The 18,473-nt window shown below is 49.7% G+C and carries 13 protein-coding genes; 8 read left to right on the top strand and 5 right to left on the bottom strand.

Annotated features, from left to right (window positions below; translation table 11 throughout):
• Nucleotides 1-186: 186 nt before the first annotated feature.
• Entirely contained in the window at nt 187-924 is a 738-nt protein-coding gene (locus ACFQ3W_RS08825) for an arginase family protein (protein WP_379318763.1), read from the bottom strand.
• Nucleotides 925-1,396: 472 nt separating this feature from the next.
• On the opposite strand from ACFQ3W_RS08825, the gene ACFQ3W_RS08820 reads away from it, so the two are divergent.
• The 3 genes from ACFQ3W_RS08820 to ACFQ3W_RS08810 all read left to right on the top strand — a co-directional run bounded on the left by ACFQ3W_RS08820 (nt 1,397) and on the right by ACFQ3W_RS08810 (nt 4,241).
• Nucleotides 1,397-3,499: a TerD family protein gene (locus ACFQ3W_RS08820; RefSeq protein ID WP_379318761.1), complete on the top strand. Its 2,103-nt coding sequence runs from the start codon at nt 1,397-1,399 to the stop codon at nt 3,497-3,499.
• Between the two features lie 293 nt (nt 3,500-3,792).
• Complete coding sequence (locus ACFQ3W_RS08815) at nt 3,793-4,020, top strand: hypothetical protein (protein WP_379318759.1); 228 nt, start codon at nt 3,793-3,795, stop codon at nt 4,018-4,020.
• 26 nt (nt 4,021-4,046) lie between these two features.
• Nucleotides 4,047-4,241: an isocitrate lyase/phosphoenolpyruvate mutase family protein gene (locus ACFQ3W_RS08810; RefSeq protein ID WP_379318757.1), complete on the top strand. Its 195-nt coding sequence runs from the start codon at nt 4,047-4,049 to the stop codon at nt 4,239-4,241.
• Between the two features lie 72 nt (nt 4,242-4,313).
• On the opposite strand, the gene ACFQ3W_RS08805 is transcribed toward ACFQ3W_RS08810, so the two are convergent.
• Nucleotides 4,314-5,354, bottom strand: a complete 1,041-nt coding sequence (locus ACFQ3W_RS08805; protein WP_379318755.1) for a zinc-dependent alcohol dehydrogenase family protein — start codon at nt 5,352-5,354, stop codon at nt 4,314-4,316.
• A 217-nt stretch (nt 5,355-5,571) separates the two neighbouring features.
• Between ACFQ3W_RS08805 and ACFQ3W_RS08800 the strand changes: the two genes are divergently transcribed.
• On the top strand, nt 5,572-7,950 hold the full coding sequence (locus tag ACFQ3W_RS08800; protein ID WP_379319056.1) for a GH36-type glycosyl hydrolase domain-containing protein: 2,379 nt from the start codon (nt 5,572-5,574) through the stop codon (nt 7,948-7,950).
• Between the two features lie 239 nt (nt 7,951-8,189).
• Nucleotides 8,190-9,545, top strand: coding sequence for an MATE family efflux transporter (locus ACFQ3W_RS08795; RefSeq protein ID WP_379318753.1), 1,356 nt, complete (start codon nt 8,190-8,192; stop codon nt 9,543-9,545).
• Between the two features lie 135 nt (nt 9,546-9,680).
• Here ACFQ3W_RS08795 and ACFQ3W_RS08790 read toward each other — a convergent pair whose 3' ends face one another.
• Complete coding sequence (locus tag ACFQ3W_RS08790; protein WP_379318751.1) at nt 9,681-10,613, bottom strand: ArsR/SmtB family transcription factor; 933 nt, start codon at nt 10,611-10,613, stop codon at nt 9,681-9,683.
• A 156-nt stretch (nt 10,614-10,769) separates the two neighbouring features.
• On the opposite strand from ACFQ3W_RS08790, the gene ACFQ3W_RS08785 reads away from it, so the two are divergent.
• From ACFQ3W_RS08785 to ACFQ3W_RS08775, 3 genes are all read left to right on the top strand, one after another.
• Nucleotides 10,770-13,538, top strand: a complete 2,769-nt coding sequence (locus ACFQ3W_RS08785) for a glycoside hydrolase family 2 protein (RefSeq protein WP_379318749.1) — start codon at nt 10,770-10,772, stop codon at nt 13,536-13,538.
• Between the two features lie 194 nt (nt 13,539-13,732).
• Complete coding sequence (locus tag ACFQ3W_RS08780; RefSeq protein WP_379318747.1) at nt 13,733-14,596, top strand: AraC family transcriptional regulator; 864 nt, start codon at nt 13,733-13,735, stop codon at nt 14,594-14,596.
• A 67-nt stretch (nt 14,597-14,663) separates the two neighbouring features.
• Nucleotides 14,664-15,383: a DUF5131 family protein gene (locus ACFQ3W_RS08775; protein ID WP_379318745.1), complete on the top strand. Its 720-nt coding sequence runs from the start codon at nt 14,664-14,666 to the stop codon at nt 15,381-15,383.
• A 348-nt stretch (nt 15,384-15,731) separates the two neighbouring features.
• On the opposite strand, the gene ACFQ3W_RS08770 is transcribed toward ACFQ3W_RS08775, so the two are convergent.
• Together ACFQ3W_RS08770 and ACFQ3W_RS08765 are read right to left on the bottom strand one after the other, a co-directional pair.
• Nucleotides 15,732-17,549: an LTA synthase family protein gene (locus ACFQ3W_RS08770; RefSeq protein ID WP_379318743.1), complete on the bottom strand. Its 1,818-nt coding sequence runs from the start codon at nt 17,547-17,549 to the stop codon at nt 15,732-15,734.
• Between the two features lie 269 nt (nt 17,550-17,818).
• Nucleotides 17,819-18,391 carry a CPBP family intramembrane glutamic endopeptidase gene (locus ACFQ3W_RS08765; protein WP_379318741.1) on the bottom strand — a complete coding sequence of 191 codons (573 nt, stop codon included), beginning with the start codon at nt 18,389-18,391 and terminating at the stop codon, nt 17,819-17,821.
• Nucleotides 18,392-18,473: the final 82 nt, after the last annotated feature.

The raw sequence follows: 18,473 nt of genomic DNA, 5'->3' as shown, positions 1-18,473 counted from the left end.
CTCCAAATCTAAAATTTCCCCTGGAATAATTTCCATAGGGGTGGATATTGGGTATATCGGCAGCAAGGTACTCTATCCAGAAGGCGTAACCATCCGAACCTGTGTAGTATTTGTGAACATTTGCACAAGAAGTGAAAAAAAACGCCGGACGGCCCTCGCCCATGGACAACAAGCTTTGTTCACCCGTTAAATAGTGTCCAAGATCGCCAGGTTGGCTCTTTCGTTTAGGCGGATTTGTTTGGAGTACTTAAATACGTCGGAGGTGGAAACTCTGAGCTCACCGCAAACGTCGATGCCAAGGACATTTTTGTTCATGACCAGCGAGTGTAGGGCCATGATCAGTTGTTTCAGGCGCATATTGCCCTGATCCCATTCGGTGACGAAATCTGCTTCAACCAAAACATCCTTATCGATGCTGATGTAGATCTCGTCAGCGATAATCGACGACAGTAGTTGATCGGGATCCTTTAAGTCCGGTAAGAGCAGAGTTTTTGAACGAATGGCGGGATCAGAAAACAGCAGGTCCGAATGAACGCCGATCCAGACGACCTGCTGCAGCAGGGGGAGGCGTGAGATCGCTTCGGCCACCCATGAGCCGCAAGTTAACATTCCCGGCAGTTGGTTGGATCGTTTGGCATCGGTGTGATTATCAAACAAAATGAGGCTGAACGGTCGGTCAATCTCGCTAAGAAAAGCGTAAGAGACGTAATGATAATTCCCGCTACCGATATAGGTGATACCGCTTGTTTTGCGGTCAGTCAGGCGACGTCGTATCTTTGCCAGCGTTTCCCGCGTGCAGCACAAATTCGTAGCAGGGATGTTCGTCAAGTCGATCCATTCATCGGCTCGCTCAGACAATTCAGGCTGCTGCTCGTATAGATGATCGAAGTTTAGCACCGTCACGTCGTGATGAAGAAGTCCCATGATCCATCATCTCCTCATAATAAGCCATCATGTTCTTCTATACTTCGAGTGCCTCTGCTTTCATTATACCTTTCTTTTTGGAGCAAGAATGGCGGAGTGAGCTAATAGGCAGCGGCATTCAATGTAGATGTGGTGACCAATAAAAATGAGGAACTTAAGGATGCTAACAATATTGGTGTGCTTGGTGGTTTAGGAATGCGGTATGAGGAAGATAATTCTAAGTCGTAATACTTTTACCCTGTTGGAACAGCCTTTTCTCTGCGATGATAAGTACATCAAAGGTTCGGGTCACGGACTTTGAGCCTTTGACCTTCAGGCTATTCCGATCCTTCCTTCTACTTCATTGGCCGAATTAGGGTCGCAGCTTCCCTGAAGGACTTCTTTCAGAGAGGAGGCGTCCAGGCTATCATATTCCTTCCTTCTTTTACAACCTTAAACGTATTAGGGATATGGCTTTCCTGGACTCTTTTTTATGATGATAAACACGATCTATTTACGAAGAGCAAACAAACTGATTGTGGACCAAGGACAAGGGGAGAAAAAGCTCCCTGACACTTATTTGGCCACTGCCCTGAAAAATATCGAATATCTTGGGTTCACGTTTTCGCATCAGTTGATGCGCGCCGTGCGCACCTTATCCAGAGAGCAGTTTGAAATGCTGTATCGCTCACTTGTCGCCGATTTAAGAGTGATGGTTGGGGCTCACGTGGATTACAAGCCGATGTATCCCGGATTCCCGCTGGAAGTGATGCAGGCGGATGATGTAGACCTTTATCTGAATGCCATTTATCATTATCTTTCTTTGGAATTTCCTGAAAATGAGCAGTTTGATAGAGAGCCCCTGCTGGAGCATGTAAAACTGAAGGTGATTGACCTCGGAAGCAAGGAACAATTTCAGGTTATGATCCGCCAGTTGATTGAAGCAAAGGTCTCCATTTCCGAGACGGACAAAAAAGATATCGAAGCGGCCATTCAGGACACTGACCCGCATGAACTGAATGCCATTCTGCCTTCCGAGATTCCGTTTAAGGAGAATGTGGGATTTGTAGCAGCCTCCTTGTTGAAGCACGACAAGGCAAATCTGGCGCTGATCGGTCAGTATTTTAATACTGCATCAGATGTCCTTCGTCTCGCTGTAGCTTGGTCGGATGGCGATGTCAGCCTGGCCGAGGCTTCGCGTTTCCGTAAATTTAAACGGAGCGAAAGAAGGCTGCTGCTTGGTCTGCTGGAGCAATGCGGCCAGATTACGGAGGATATGCTCCGGTATAAGGAGCGTTGGATTCGTTTAGGTGAAATTTTGCACCCTTCAGAATATAAGCATCGGTTCCCCCGGTGTGAGGAAGCATTTGATATTTTGCGCAATAGCAAGCCTTTCACGACCTTTAACGGGAGCGTTGAACTGGCCTTCCAATATCAAAATGTCTGGACACTTATCGATTTATTGACGCAGCGCCCGGGCGAATTCGCCAGAAGATTGGATCACTTGCTTAGAACTGCCGAGGACCCGGAATATGTGGTGCTGGCGTTCGGAGAGATCGTGGATCAGGTATCGACACCGGTACTGCTGCAGGTGAAAAACCATTTTGCGCGCCGACAAGAGAAGCAGAACCTTCGCGTCTTTTTCCCAAAAGGAAATGTGGCGAAAGCCTTTGCGCTGCCCAATAAGCTTCCCGAGATCCAAGAGGCCATCTGCCTGGATGTTGCGCAGTTGTGCGAGCAGGCGCTGGTGCAGCGATTTTCCGCACTTCCTCCGCTGGGGAAGGTCTATGTCGAACCGCAATTGAAGGACTATCACGTGCCGTTCTCCCAGAGATCGGCGAGCAAGGCGCTGCATACGATTGTTCGCGGAAGCCGCGTGCCGATGGCAGAGGGGGATACGATCCGTTTCTTCAACTGGTGGAAAGAGGGCGACGTTGACGGCAAGCCGACCGGCCGCGTGGACATTGACTTGTCCGCCGTGATGTATGATCATGACTGGCAGTATGTAGAGCATATTTCTTATACGAATCTGCGATCCACCAAATATAAAGCCGTGCATAGCGGGGATATTGTAACAGCCCCTCAAGGCGCCTGCGAGTTCATTGACCTGCATATCCCTTCCATCGTCAATTATGGGGGACGTTATATTGTGGCTACGCTCAATTCGTTTACGAGTCAGCCTTATTGCGACCTGCCGGAATGCTTTGTGGGCTGGATGATGCGCAAAAAACCGGGCTCCGGCGAAATCTTCGAGCCTTCGACGGTGGCGAATAAGATCGACGTTACCGCCGATACGCAAATTGCAATCCCCGTTATTATAGATCTGGTGGAACGTAAAGTGATCTGGACCGACCTTTCTTTAACCAGACACCCTCATTACTACAATAATGTCGAGGGCAATCAAAAAGGGATGGTCTTGATGGGCAAAGCCATGATCGAACTACGAAAACCGGATCTGTACGATTTGTTTATGCTTCATGCCATGGCCAGAGGCAAACTGGTGGGAGCCCCGGAGCAGGCCGATACGATATTTTCGCTGGAAAAAGGGGTTACTCCTTACGATATCGAGCAAATTATGGCGGAGTTTTTGGTTTGATGGGGTAAGCGTGTTTCGTACGGGCAATCGTGCCATATTGGAAGTGGAAGAGCAGCCGAGGGCTGCTCTTTTTTAGTGGCTTCATGGTTGTTTGAGGGCTGCACGGTGCGAATAGGTACAAAAAATGGTCTTATTTTGATAAAAACAGGTCAGCCAAAGCGATCCGCTATGCGCGAACCTGCTATGATCATCTGGCTGGGCTGCTTGGGGTAAAGCTAACGCAGGATCAAAGCTTTATCCTCACATCCTCAGGTCACGAGTTTTTTGAACGGCTAGGTCTGGATATGACCCAGGTGGAACAAAGCAAACGCCCGCTCGTGCGGCCTTGTTTGGACTGGAGTGAACGCCGGAATCATGTGGCGGGAGCGCTTGGAGCGGCTATTGCCGAACACGCCCTGGCGAAGGGCTGGGTGAAGCGGGTGCCGTCAACGCGGGCCTTGACGATTACCCCGCAAGGACATGTCGCTTTCTACGAGCTGTTCTCCATCAGTATGGAAGACGCGAAAGGCACGGAGGTTTAAACCGACCGAAGGGGTGTTGTTGGTAGATGAACGAAAAGAGGAGAGGGCAGGCGGAGCAGTTGCGCAGGCTTCATCACGGGACTGACGTGCTGATGCTGCCCAATGCATGGGATGCTGTGAGCGCCAAATTGTTTGAGCGAAGCGGCTTTGCTGCCATCGGGACGAGCAGCGCGGGTTCACTTTGTTTGGACGGAAGGGTCTTTTTTTGGCAGCCCTATTAGGCAAAAAAAGGATTGAACGGATTCATCCGATCAACCCTTTGTGCAGCTTTCGCATTCGTTAATAGCAGACGTTTATTCGTTGGAGATCATGACCTTGAGCGCTTTATTCATTGCCGCATTTTTGAATACGTCATAAGCCTTCTCAATCTCATTGAACGTGAAATGATGCGTGATCAACTGCTGCGGTTTGATCTTCCCGGAAGTGACGGTCTTCAGAAGCATAGGCGTCGAATTGGTGCCGACGAGTCCCGTCGTGATGGTGATGTTGCGGATCCACAGTCTATCGAGGTGAAGATCGACGCTCTTTCCATGAACGCCGACATTCGCAATCCGTCCGCCCGCACAAACGATCTCCTGGCAGAGCAGGAAGGTTGACGGAACGCCGACGGCTTCGATTGCCACGTCAACGCCTTTTTGATGGGTAAGTTCCATGATCTTCTCGTACGCTTTGCCATCGGAAGAATTGACTACCTTGGTGGCGCCGAATTTCTTGGCGACTTCCAGGCGATTGTCGTCCAGGTCGACCATGATGATTTCGGCGGGAGAGTAGAACTGGGCAGTGAGCAGTACCGCCATGCCTACGGGGCCGCTGCCGATGATCGCAATCGTATCCCCAGGCTTCACTTTCCCGAACAGCACGCCGATTTCGAAACCGGTAGGCAAAATATCGCTGAGCATGACCATCGCTTCCTCGTCGGCACCTTCCGGAATAGGATACAAACTGTTGTCGGCATGCGGAATCCGTACGTATTCGGCTTGCGTGCCATCGATTAAGTGGCCCAAAATCCATCCGCCGTCTTTGCAGTGGGCGTACAGGCCCTTTTTGCAGTTCTCACATATGCCGCAGGCTGTAACGCAGGAGATCAGCACACGGTCTCCAACTTTGAAATTATTGACGGACGAGCCGACCTCCTCGACAATGCCGATGCCCTCGTGGCCCAGCGTGCGGCCAGCGGTAACGGCCGGAACGTCGCCTGACAGAATATGTAGATCCGATCCGCAAATCGTTGTTTTCGTCATCTTGACGATAACGTCCGTAGGTTTTTGAATAGACGGCTTGTCTTTGTCCACGACTTTTATACTGTTCTTCTCATCAAAAATAAGTGCCTTCATATGATAACCTCCTGGGATGATTAAGAAAATTTTAACAATACAAATTATAGCTTAAATTTAGACAAATCTCAATAAAGCGCTTACAAAATTATCAAAATATCCTCGTATATCTTTGACACATGAGATCGGTACATTAAACGTTTTCAAATTCTGGATTCCATGTAATATAATGAACTGGAACTCGTTATGAATTTTATGGAAACGAGGTATGACCATGATAATCAGAGCAACGGATGACAACGAGTATTACGAATTGACAAGCCCTACGCTTCTACCTAAGGCTTCAGGGTTTCTCTGGAACGAGAAGATGATGATCCATATGAACTGCCGAGGATACGCGGTAGCTCAGTTCATGCAGCCGGAGCCGGCCAAATACTCCCATGCGCCCAATTTGGAGGCTAAGACGTTCATGCAGCCCGAACAGCCGTACTATGCCCATCATCCGGGCCGTTTCGTGTACGTGAAGGACGAGGAGAGCGGCGAAATTTTCTCGGCTCCGTATGAGCCGGTTCGCGTTCCTACGGATCGCTACACGTTTGCCGTCGGCAAGAGCAGGATCGTCTGGAGAGTGGAGCTGAAGGGCATCTTGATTGAAATGAGCCTCAGCCTGCCGAAGGAAGAGCCCATGGAGTTGTGGCGGATCAAGGTGAAGAATCTTTCGCAGAAGAGCCGGAAGCTCAGTATTTATCCATATTTTACGGTGGGCTATATGTCCTGGATGAACCAGTCCGGGCTTTACCGGGAGGATTTGCAGGCCATTGTCTGCTCCAGCGTTACCCCATACCAGAAATACCAGGATTATGACAAGATCAAGGAATTCAGCGACAAGACGTTCCTGATCGCGGAGCGGGCGCCGTTGGCCTGGGAAGTGAACCAGGAAGCCTTCGAAGGGGAAGGTGGCATTATGATGCCTTCTGCGATTCAGTGCGAGGAACTGGCCAAAGGCGATGCGCTGTATGAAACGCCGACCGCTGTCATGCAGTATCGTATCGAGCTTGAGCCTGACGAAGAGGAAGGCTATCGGTTCGCATTCGGTCCGGCCCAGGACGAGGAGCAGATCGCACGAATTCGAGGCAGCTTGTTCTTAAGTCAAAATGCAGCCGGCGAAGATGGCTTCACCCTGGCCGAGCGGGAATACGATGCTTACATTCGGGAGGGCAAGGGCTGCATTGAAATTTCGACACCGGATCGGGATCTCGACAATTTTGTGAATCACTGGCTGCCGCGCCAGATGTACTATCACGGCATAACGAACCGCCTGACGACTGACCCCCAGACCCGCAACTTGCTTCAAGACCACATGGGGATGAGCTATATTAAGCCGCAGACTACTCGCGAGGCTTTCCTGCTCGCGCTAAGCCAGCAGAATGCAAGTGGGGCTATGCCAGACGGCATCATCCTGCATAAGGATGCTGAGCTCAAATACATCAACCAGGTTCCGCATACGGATCACTGCGTCTGGCTGCCGATATGCCTCAGCACTTATCTGGACGAGACGAACGATTATACCATCTTAGAAGAACAGGTACCCTATGCGGACGATTTCAAGACGGAATCCGTCTACGAGCATATTCACCGGGCGATGCATTGGCTGATGAACGACCGCGACGAGCGCGGCCTGAACTTTATTAAGCAGGGCGACTGGTGCGACCCGATGAACATGGTCGGTTACAAGGGCAAAGGCGTCTCCGGATGGCTGACCATCGCCACCGCTTATGCCTTCCGGGTATGGTCCGAAATTTGCGAGAACAGCGGCCGTACGGAAGCGGCCAAAGCGTTTCGGATGGCCGCCGAGGAGACGAACGAGGCGGTCAACAAGCATTTGTGGGACGGCGATTGGTATGCGCGCGGCATCACGGACGAAGGCGTTGCCTTTGGAATCAGCGCGGATCGGGAAGGCCGCATCTTTATCAATCCGCAGGGCTGGTCGATGCTGAGCGGAGCGGCCGACGAGGAGAAGCGCGCAAGGCTGATCCGAGCGGTCGAAGAGCAGCTAGAAACGCCTTATGGCGTGGAGAAGCTGGCACCCTCCTACACCTCGATGCGGGAGGATGTCGGACGTGTCACCCAGAAGCATCCGGGGTCGGCCGAGAACGGCGCGGTCTACAACCATGCCGCCGCCTTCTACATCTACGCGCTTTACGTGGTTGGCGAAAAGGATCGGGCTTACCGTTTGCTTCGGAAAATGCTCCCGGGACCGAGCCTGGAGGATATCATACAGCGGGGCCAGCTTCCGATATTCATCCCGAACTATTATCGGGGGGCATATCGGCAGTTTCCACGCACGGCCGGGCGATCCAGCCACCTGTTCAACACGGGTACAGTGCCGTGGGTATACCGTTGCCTGATCGACGGCCTGTTCGGTGTGCAGGGCACCCCCGAGGGAATCCGGATTGAACCGCAGCTGCCTTCCGATTGGAAGGGGGCTATCGTAAAACGGGACTTCCGCGGAGCCAGACTGCACATTGAAATTAAGCGGGAGATAGGTGTGAACTCCGCCGAGGTATACGTAGACGGGACTCGTCTGGAAGACGGGATTCTTCGAGACGTGCAGTCGGGGACTGAATATCACGTCGTGGTCAAAATCCCAGAATAGGTTAAACAGCCAAGCGGCCTTCGTCCTAATTTTCATCGGACCTAAGGCCGTTTAGCTTTGTTAATAAAATTGTATGGAAAATACTCGCATTGTGTTGTAAAAAGAATAGTATGAGATCAAAATTGAGTCCGACATGGACCTTTTTTTACCCGTTTGTTCAAACGTTTGCACAATCTGATTTTCGAAATGCGGTAGAGGACAAAAGGGAGTTAATCAAGATGATAGAGGGTGTGAAAACTATGTCAGCCAGAAAAAGTTTCTACAAAGCTGCGTACAAAATAGCGGTGCCGGTTACGCTGCAAAGCTTGCTGATGGCACTGCTCAACCTTACTGACCAATTGATGGTCGGACAGCTGGGAGATGTGGCCGTTGCCTCGGTCGGGATCTCAACGAAAATTTACGGAATTATCTCCGTTGTATTGACGGGTTTATCGATGGGAGTATCGATTTATGCCGCCCAGTTCTGGGGAAACAAAGAGACCAAAAGCGTGTCCCAGGTGCTAGGTCTTGGACTGATCGTCGGCTTTGTCTTCTCATTTTTGTTCTCTGCCGCGGTGTTCATGGATTCGCCGCTTTTTCTAAGCATGTTCACGACGGACGCGAATGTGTTGGAGGACGGGGATATTTACTTGCAAATTATGTCGCTTGGTTTTGTACCCGTCATGCTCACGCTGATGTACTCTGCTATCTTGCGCAGTACCGGGCATGCCAAGTGGCCGATGTACGTAAGTTTCATATCTGTCGGATTGAACGTCATTCTGAACTATGTACTTATTTTTGGACATTTCGGCGCCCCTGAGCTTGGTTTGAAGGGTTCAGCCATAGCTACCCTAATTGCCAGAGTGACGGAATGCTTGCTCATTATTGGTGCAGTTTATCGCAATCGTTTGCCGGGAGCTGTGGGACTGAAAAACTTGTTCATCATTCCTAAACCGCTGATTCGCCGTTTTTTTGGAACGACTTATCCGCTTCTGCTGACCGAATTGTTCTGGGTACTCGGCGATACGGCCTACGCGATCATTTATAGCCGCATGGGTACAGTGGAGATGACCGCCATGACCATTACGTTCCCACTGCAAGGGATTTGTATCGGTTTGTTATCCGGTCTGGCCAGTGCAGCCGGGGTCATGGTCGGCAACCGTCTAGGAGCGAACGAAACCGATCTGGCACTCGATCACGCCAAACGCTTTATTCGCTTGGGAATTGTGGTTTCTCTAATCGTTGGGGGTGTTATTGCGGCAGGCTCGTGGCTTTATGTCTCCATGTTTAACATCTCCGCGGATGCTAAACAAATGGGCATTGATCTCGTCATCGTATTCGCCGGATTTCTATGGGTCAAAGTCTCCAATATGATTATGGCCGGCGGGATCTTGAACAGCGGGGGAGATAGCAAATTCGTGTTCGGCATGGAATCGACCGCAACGTGGCTAATCGGCGTCCCGTCCGGACTACTGCTGTCGTTCCTTTGGAAACAGCCTATTTTTCTGGTCTATCTCGTCATATCGCTTGAAGAGGTTGTCCGCTTTGCCTTCGGTTATGCCCGTATTCGCTCTCGCAAGTGGATGAGAAATCTGGTCAGCGATTTGGCTGCATAAGGCGAGTCGAGCAAGTGTGGATACATTGCTTGGAAAACAGAAGAAACCGGACTCTTTTGGCAAAAAGAGAGCAGCAAAGCCGTCGCGACAAGACCGTAGCGACGGCTTCTTGCGTTTTGGGTCCGGCCATACGGTCTAAGAGGTACGCCGGGCAAAGGACAGCACGATATCTTGCGGATGATCGCCGAAACCGCTGCCGAACAAGTTCAGCCCGCGCTTGTTTACGGCATCCTCCCGCACCTCGAAGCGGACGCGAATCGGCTGGTTGAATGCGAGCTGGAGCGCGGCGATCGAGACCGTGGAGGCAGGGAGCCCGTTAACGAAGCTTCCGTCCCGGGTTACGCGCCATTCGGTAAGCTGCCCGTATTCGGTGCCGTTTTTCCACTTTTCAGGCGTCAGCTTGCCTTTCCGATCACCGAAATCGGCGGGGCTCGTCCAGGTCCCGACCGCCAGGCCGTTGATGCTTACCGTGATGTCGGACGGCCATGCTTCCTGAAATCCCGGTGCTTCGGAGCAAACTTCGGCCCGGATGCTAAGCTCCTCAAGCTCGACGCTCGGCGGCAGCGGATTGGCGAAGCAATACTCGACGTATCCAGTATCGGCGAACCATAACAGCTCGGCCTCCGCACGCTCGGGCATATAAAAAACCCGCGGATCGTCCTGGGAGCCGATCAAGCTGCCGTCGCGGCCAACCATGCCGCAGGGGGGCTGCACTGAACTGATCGAATACATGCCGATCGGCATATGGATCTCTTCAATTTGGTGCAGTCCCTCGCCCGGCTGCGTCGGCAGCTCAAGCAGGATGGAGCGGCAGGTGACGGAGCAGATTTTTTCCCGGTTCGCTCCTTGGACGGATACGACCAGGCCGGCTTGCTCCAGCGTCTGCACATTGATGGAGATAGTCGGCTGAGCGGCGCCAAGCGCTTCGGCCAACTGGTTGATGCTCATCGGCTGTTTGCCGAGAGCTTCGAGAATGCGGAGGCGAATGTCGCCGGACAGCGCTTTGGCCACATCCAGAATCCGGGAGGCGGGATAACGTATCGTTTCCTGACGATGAGGTTCACTCATGATAAAAATCCTTTCTAAAAGCGGGATGAAACCTGAGTTCAGTGTACACTAAAACCTTTATATTGTAAATTTATAATATACATTGAGATAACACAATATATATGCTATGATGGGGGCGAAATCAACCAGCTCTTAAAGAAAAGGTGGCAAATGAATATGTTGAATCAAGCCTTAACAGCGGAGACGGTAACGGTTCCTCGCCCGGAGTTTCCCCGTCCCGATTGGCAGCGGGCAGATTGGTTTAACCTGAATGGAACCTGGTCGTTCCGTTTCGATCCGAACGACGAGGGAATTGGCCTGTCTTGGCAGAGCCATGAGGAAGCGGCATACAGCGGCAACATCCAGGTGCCGTTTTCCTGGTCGAGCCCTTTGTCGGGGATCGGTAAAAACGAAGCGGGAATCGGATGGTACCGCCGTGCATTGACGTGGCGGCCGTCTTACGCAGGGGCGCGAATTTTTCTGCGGTTTGGCGCCGTTGACTACAATTGTGATGTCTGGGTGAACGGCGTCCATGCCGGTTCGCACCAAGGGGGATATGGCAGCTTCGAATTTGAGGTGACGGATAGCTGGAACCCCGAAGGCGAAAACGTGATCGTCGTCCGCACGGAGGACAACGATCACGATTATCAGGCGCGCGGCAAGCAAGGGTACGGCGAGATTCGCGGCATCTGGCAGCCGGTATGGCTGGAGGCGCGGCCTGTAAACTATGTGCAGGATACGAAGTTCCGTACGTATATCGACGGTCGGGTTGAAGTCACGGCACGCATCGTTGCCGGTGGTGAGGGCTCGGCGGAGTTGTCCTTCCGATTTGCCGAAGGCGGCGTAATGCATACGGAACCGCTGAAGCTCACGGCCGGCGAGAACACCGTGCACACCGCCTTTACGGTGGCGAACCCCCGGCTCTGGAGCCCAGAAACGCCATATCTATACGAAGGAGAGCTGCGGCTCACGGGTGCGTTCGGAACGGATATCATCCGTACTTATTTCGGGATACGGGAAATCGGCGCTGCTTGCTTCGGAGAACGGAATTACCGCTGGGTGACACTGAACGGGAAGCCGGTTTACCTGAACGGCACACTGGATCAATCCTTCCATCGGACCGGTTTTTTCACTTACCCGACCGACGAAGAAATGCGTGATGAAATTTATCTCATGAAGCGGCTGGGGCTGAATTTCGTGCGCATTCATATCAAGCCGGATGAGCCGCGCAAGCTGTATTGGGCCGATAAGCTTGGCCTGCTTGTCATGGAGGATATGCCCAGCTTCTGGGGCGCGCCGGATGAGCGGGCAAGATCTTCCTACGAAAGTGAAATCCGTGAAGTGATTGCCCGGGATTACAATCATCCTTCGATTTTTTCCTGGGTGATGTTTAATGAGACGTGGGGGCTGAAATCGGGGAAGGCCGCTGGCAGCTTGACCGGTGATGCATTCGGTAATATGAATTATTTGCCGGATACCCAGGAATGGGTGCGGCAGATGTACCGCTGGGCCAAGGAAACCGACCCGACGCGTCTTATCGAGGACAATTCCGCCTGCAACTGGGACCATGTGGAAACGGACCTGAATACGTGGCATTTTTACATCAATGGTTATGAACAGATTCGGGAGCATGTAAGCGAAGTGGTGGCGAAAACTTATCCCGGGTCCGAGTTCAATTATATCGGAGGAAACGTGCAGGCGGATGCGCCGCTAATGAACAGTGAATGCGGCAACGTGTGGGGCATTGAACACGGAGCGGGCGACAGCGATCTGGCCTGGCATTACCGGTACATGCTGAACGAATTCCGCCGTCATGACAAGATGTGCGGCTTTGTATTTACGGAATTCCGCGATGTGATCAATGAGTTCAACGGCTACTACCGATTGGACGGGACGGATAAGGATTTCGGCTACGGCGATATGGTGCCCGGTATGACAATAGCCGATTTGCATTCGCCGGATTTTATCGTGATTGATGCGCCTCCAGCCCAAACGGTTTGCTCCGGTGAAAAGGTTGCCGTCCCACTGCTCCGTTCCAGCTACTCAGACCGTTACCACGGTCGAACGATGAAGCTGGACTGGGAGCTGTGGTACGACAAGCTGGGCGTCCGTACTGTGGCCGACAGCGGTGCTGCCGCTATCGCCTGGGACGGCTACGGCGTTGCGCCGCTGACGCCGCTTAGCGTCACCATGCCCAAGCAGGATGCCGTGGCTGTGCTGGCCGTGCGGCTGCTGGATGAAGCGGGGGACGTGGTGACCCGTAACTTCATCGCTTTTGATGTGCGCGGCGGAGCGGCGGATAGCGGTGTGCACAGCGACGTTTCCACCGGCGGTGCCCGCACGGTCAGCATCCCGGTGGCTGGCTTCGCGCAGCATTCTTTTGCGTACCAATGGGAGGCGATTCAAGGAGCCAAGGTGAACGGCGCGGGCAGCGGCGCATTCGCCTATCAGGTTCAGCTCCCGGATCGCGCGGAGCAGGAGTTGATCGGCGAAATTGAAATCGTGTTTGAAGCGAGCGCCAAAAGGGTGCTGGCCCGTAACATCGAAGGCGTAAAGGCTCGCGAGACGGGCATCCACTTTATGCACGGCGCTGCTGCCGATGTGGAATACAACCCGAATACCTACTACATGACGGACGAAGAGCGACACGAGTCACAGGTGACCGTAATCGTTGACGGAGAGATGGTCGGAACGGTCCGCCTGCCCGATGACCCGGCCGATAGCCGCGGTGTCCTGTCCTGGCATTATCAGCCGGTAGCCAACCGCCTGGATGAAGCGGGGTCGTACGGCTATTTGTGCAAGGTGAGGCTGCCGGGGCGTATCGCCGCCAAGCTGGACCGCAGCCGGAGTTTTCGGCTGGAACTACAGGCCAGCGAAGGCGGGCTGGCCCTGTACGGCCGCAATGCCGGGCGTTATCCGCTGGACATTTTGGTGCGCTGCCGTTAATAAACTATGACGTATTTTTGAAGGAAAGACGCAAGTTAAATAATTGAACGTATATAAGTATTACAAATTATTGTAAAACGGATGTAGTTGTTGTATAGATTTCATATGCATCCAAGGTGAGGCCTCTCATTTTCCGTGCTGAAAAAGAGAGGTCTATTTTTAGTACATACTGTAATTTAAGGACAGGAGGCAAAATGATGGAATGGATCGAAAGATTGAATCGGGCCATCAATTATATTGAAGAACATATTTGCGAGGAAATTAATCTGGATGAAGCAGCTAAGATTGCTTGTTGCAGTGTGTATCATTTTCAACGGATGTTTGCTTATATGGCCAATATTCCGTTATCGGAATATGTGAGACGGAGAAGAATGTCCCTTGCCGCTGTAGATTTACAGAGCGGAGATAAGGTAATTGAGGTTGCCTTGAAATATGGCTATGATTCGCCGACTGCATTTAACCGGGCTTTTCAAAGCGTTCATGGAATTGTTCCGTCTTTAGCTAGACAGGGTGGCATTATACTCAAAGCATTTCCGTCAATTTGTTTCCAATTAACAGTTAAAGGGGATGTGGAAATGAATTATAGGATTGAAAAAAGAAATTCTTTTAAAATTATAGGCGTGAAAGAGCACTATGAAATAAACATTAAAGAAAATTTTGCAGATGTACCGCTGTTTTGGCAAAAAACGGCTCAAAGCGGAATGATACCTAAAATATGCTCTTTCATGGACAGTGAGCCCAAAGGCATTTTAGGTGTAAGCACCTGTATGAACGGAAAGGATTTCGACTACTATATAGCCGCTGCATCGAACAGGGAAACGCCTGCTGATCTGGTAGAGTATACGGTTCCTGAATGCACTTGGGCCATTTTCGAGTGTGTGGGAGCTATGCCAATTGCATTACAAAATCTCCAAAAAAGAATTGTATCGGAATGGCTGCCTACATCCGGTTATGAGTATGCAAATGCCCCTGATATTGAGGTGTATTTTGAAGGGGATCAGCAAGCTGACGATTACCATTGCGAGGTGTGGTTGCCTGTTGTGAAAAAGAGTAATTAGGATCGTCGATGAGGGAAGAGTACAATCTTGCGGCATAAGAAATGCCCATGCCAAGTTCAGGTTTAAGGTGGAATATATCATGGCCCTATGGAATCCGTGGCGTGGCTGCCACAAATACAGCGAGGGATGCAAATATTGCTATATTCATAAAGGAGATAATAAGCGTGGAATAGATACAAACGTTATCGTAAAGACGGCTGACTTTTATGCACCTATAGCGAAAAACAAAAAGGGCGAATACAAAATAAAAGCAGGACAAATCGTATATTTATGCTTTTCAACAGATTTTTTAATTGAAGAAGCTGATGAATGGCGTACGGAATGTTGGGACATGATGCGTGAGCGATCTGATTTAACTTTTATCTTTCTTACTAAAAGAATAGAAAGGTTTACGCAGTGTATTCCGGACAATTGGAACGATGGATACGAAAATGTGGTCGTAGGCTGTACGGTGGAGAATCATTCGATGGCGGAATACAGACTTTCTATATTCAACAACCTCCCGATAAAGCACAAGAACATTATTTGTCAGCCACTTATCGAACAAATCGACATTTCAAGGTATTTGGATGATGTTGAACTGGTTGTTGTCGGAGGAGAGTCTGATCACAATGGAAGACCTTTGAATTATGATTGGGTATTGTCAGTCCGGGAGCAATGTCAAATCAAAAATACCCATTTTCAATTCAGACAATGTGGAACCCATTTTATTAAGGACGGTAAGGAATATACTCTACATGTAAGAGAATTAAGTAATCAGGCAAAAAAAGCTAATATTAATTTTTGATCAGAATATAAACGCGATTATATCGACGAATGAACTAACAAGTGCTGCAAAGTAACAAAATATGAGTACAAATATAAATATTTTATTTTTAAAAATAATGGGGGCTTTCTTTGCTTTGATTTTTAGATAGTCGGTTATAGCCAAAGATAGCATTCCAAGACAACCAAAAAAGTACAAGCATAGCTTAATCAGTTCTATCATAGCACCCTATCCTTATGAATTATTTTACACAAAATCAGGAAAATTTTATCAGTTTAGAATAGATTTATCAAGTAAGGGAAGATAGATTTTTTCAGTGAATTTAAAAAAAGGAGCCGAGAGCGGCTCCCCTTTTGCATTCTGATGATATTAAAACAACAAGTCCTTCGCGTAATTCTCTCCAGCAATCATATCGTACTGAACCAGCTCATAATCCTTCAGGAGCTCTTGTTGCGCGGAAGTCAGCTCTTCCTTCTTCATCACGCCGTTAGCGTTTGTCAGCACATTTTTGCTCAAGCCCTGAATCTCGGATTTGACCTTGGCCAGTAGCTTATAATAGGTCGGCATAGGTTGCCCCGAGAGCTCAAAAATCGTCGGCCCGATAAAGGCGGGACTCATCGTTCCGACAGGCGTATGTCCAATATCAAAATTGGCGAGAAAGAGCAGCTTCGTCTCATGCTTCAATCGGGGATTGTTGTCAAAGTCGGCTCCTGTGTAAATACCTGCGGCCAGAGCAGGCAGATGATCGCCCCAGAAAGCAACAACCGTTGGCCGTTGAATCGTCTTCAGCTGTTCGCTCAGATATTGCAGCGCTTCGTCGGTCAGCTTCGTGTCCTGAACGTAGGTCTCCAGCTCATCTTTATATTCCTGCTGTACTCCCTCTACCGTGATGGTATTCGGACCATTGGGTCCCTTTGTAAAAGGAAAATGGTTCTGCATGGTTACCAGATGAAAGAACGTGGGCTGATCCCCGGATTGTTTGAGCTCCCGAATAAGTTCACCGAAGGCCGATTTATCGGAGATGTAGCCTTCGGGCGTCATTCGCTCAGGAGATGTCAAATCTTTCTCCCCGGTGAACCGATCGAATCCTAGCATAGGATAGACACGGTTCCGATTATAAAACGTTTTGTCAAAAGGATGCAGTGCCAGCGTCTGATACCCTCGGTCTTTAAGAATGCTGACTATCGAAGGCAAGAAGGACATTTTGGTGAGCTTCTGCTGAAAAGGAATCGAACCGTCCTTCATAAAATACATCGACTGCCCGGTTAGGGCTTCGAATTCGACATTGGCGGTATTTCCTCCGAACTCAGGGGAGAGAAGGAACCCGGAGGGTGTATTGGTTTCGGCGCTATGGATAAACTTCAAAGGATCTTCGCTAAACTTGTAGCCTGGCAGGCGAGTCGGATCGAAAAAAGCCTCGTCCATAATGTATACAATATTCGGTTTGTCTACGGCGGCTTTGGCGGCAGATGGATCTGGCAGACTGGCGTATTTTTTGGCAATTTCAGCGATTCTATCTTTGCTGTAGCCGTCAGGCTTCTCTATCAATTTCTGTTTCAGGTTGCCTGTGAAAGCAAAAAGAAACCCGTTCTGGGTATAGTTTACCTTCTGATTCCAAAAGATATTCTGGTAGTGAATCGAAGCCGCAAGCTTAGGTGGGTTGCTAACCAGATTCACGAATCCGAAGATCATGATACAAGATACTATGGCAAACACGGCTCGAAGCGGCCACTGGATTTTCACTTTAGGAAGCTTGATCACAAGGAGCACTAAGGCTGCAATGATAACGACCGTTAGAACTATCGCTAGAGGGGAGATCATTCCCTTGGTGATCCGGCCCATCTCTTGGGCGTTTTTGATTTGAAGGAGGTCCCAAGGGAAAAGTGGCTCTCCTGTCGTAGCCAGCTTTTTATAATCCGCAATCCCGGTGACGATCCAGATGATCATGGCTATGAGTGCTCCCGAGTATACATTAGGCAAAATCGAGGCACAGACCAGCAGCGTAAAGAAGAAAAACAGGCTTCCGAACAAGTACAGCAGGTAATATTTCGAAATCCAGTTCAGTACGCTAGCAAAATCCATATTCAGCGAGGCAGCCTGCATAAAGAAATTCAGCGCAAAGCCACCGATCAATAAATAGAGCAGCAGAAAGACTGTCCGCTTGCTGGGCAACAACATTCGACGCATACTAGTTCACTCCAATCTGTTCAAAAAAATAGTATACGTCATATTTTTAAAAATAGCTTAACAAAACGATGGATTTAAAGGATATTTTTTAACATTGTGTAAAAATAGACGGGATGCTTCCATTGCGGGTGCTGATATTCACCATAAAAATCAACAGCAGATAGAAAACGGAAAGAAGTATAAAAATGATTCGCGTTAGATCATCTATACTAAGCTTGGCGGGAACATCCAAAATGAAGAGGCTTGGCTGGTCTTCCGTGCCCACAAAATTAATGAAGAAGCAGCACGGAAGACAATTGGTAAAGGTCGTTATATCTGGTACAATGAAACATGGAAAAAATGATCGAGCTAACGATGAGCCCGAACGTTTTCCCTTTATATTTGGCTAAATACTGAAGTAAAACTCCCCTAAAGAATACTTCTTCGCACACACCTGCAAAAAAAGCTCTGATAAACAGGCTGATTATAAAAAGTAAAACGACGGTTGCATGATGGTATTGGAAACCAAAGCCTTCAAAAACGCCAATTTTCGAGGCGAATACCGTTATGTATATAAGCACAATGCCTGCAAGCCCTATGAAACTTCCAACAAGAGCATGCCTTACACCATTTCTTTTACGACGCAGACCTATGGATTCCAGCCGTTTTCCTTGACTATACTTGTTTAGGATGCCTATTTGGACCCCGAAAATCGTAGCTTCCAAGAGCACATTTCCCACCAGACTATCCGCTAAAAGATGCAGGCCGAGTCCTCTTGCAAATGACAGCAGCAATTCCAAGGCAACGATGGCCACCAAGGTGAAGACCAAAGATTTGATGACGATAACCAAGTTTTGACTCATACCTATGCTCTTTTTCATTATGTACCGCCTTTATTGATAGGGATTTTATGGAAGGGCGCTCCTTATTCTATCGGCTATTTTT

Source organism: Paenibacillus puldeungensis (assembly GCF_042678945.1).
Lineage (GTDB): Bacteria > Bacillota > Bacilli > Paenibacillales > Paenibacillaceae > Fontibacillus > Fontibacillus puldeungensis.
Note: the sequence above shows the minus strand (reverse complement) of the source record. Positions and strands in the feature narration are given on the sequence as shown.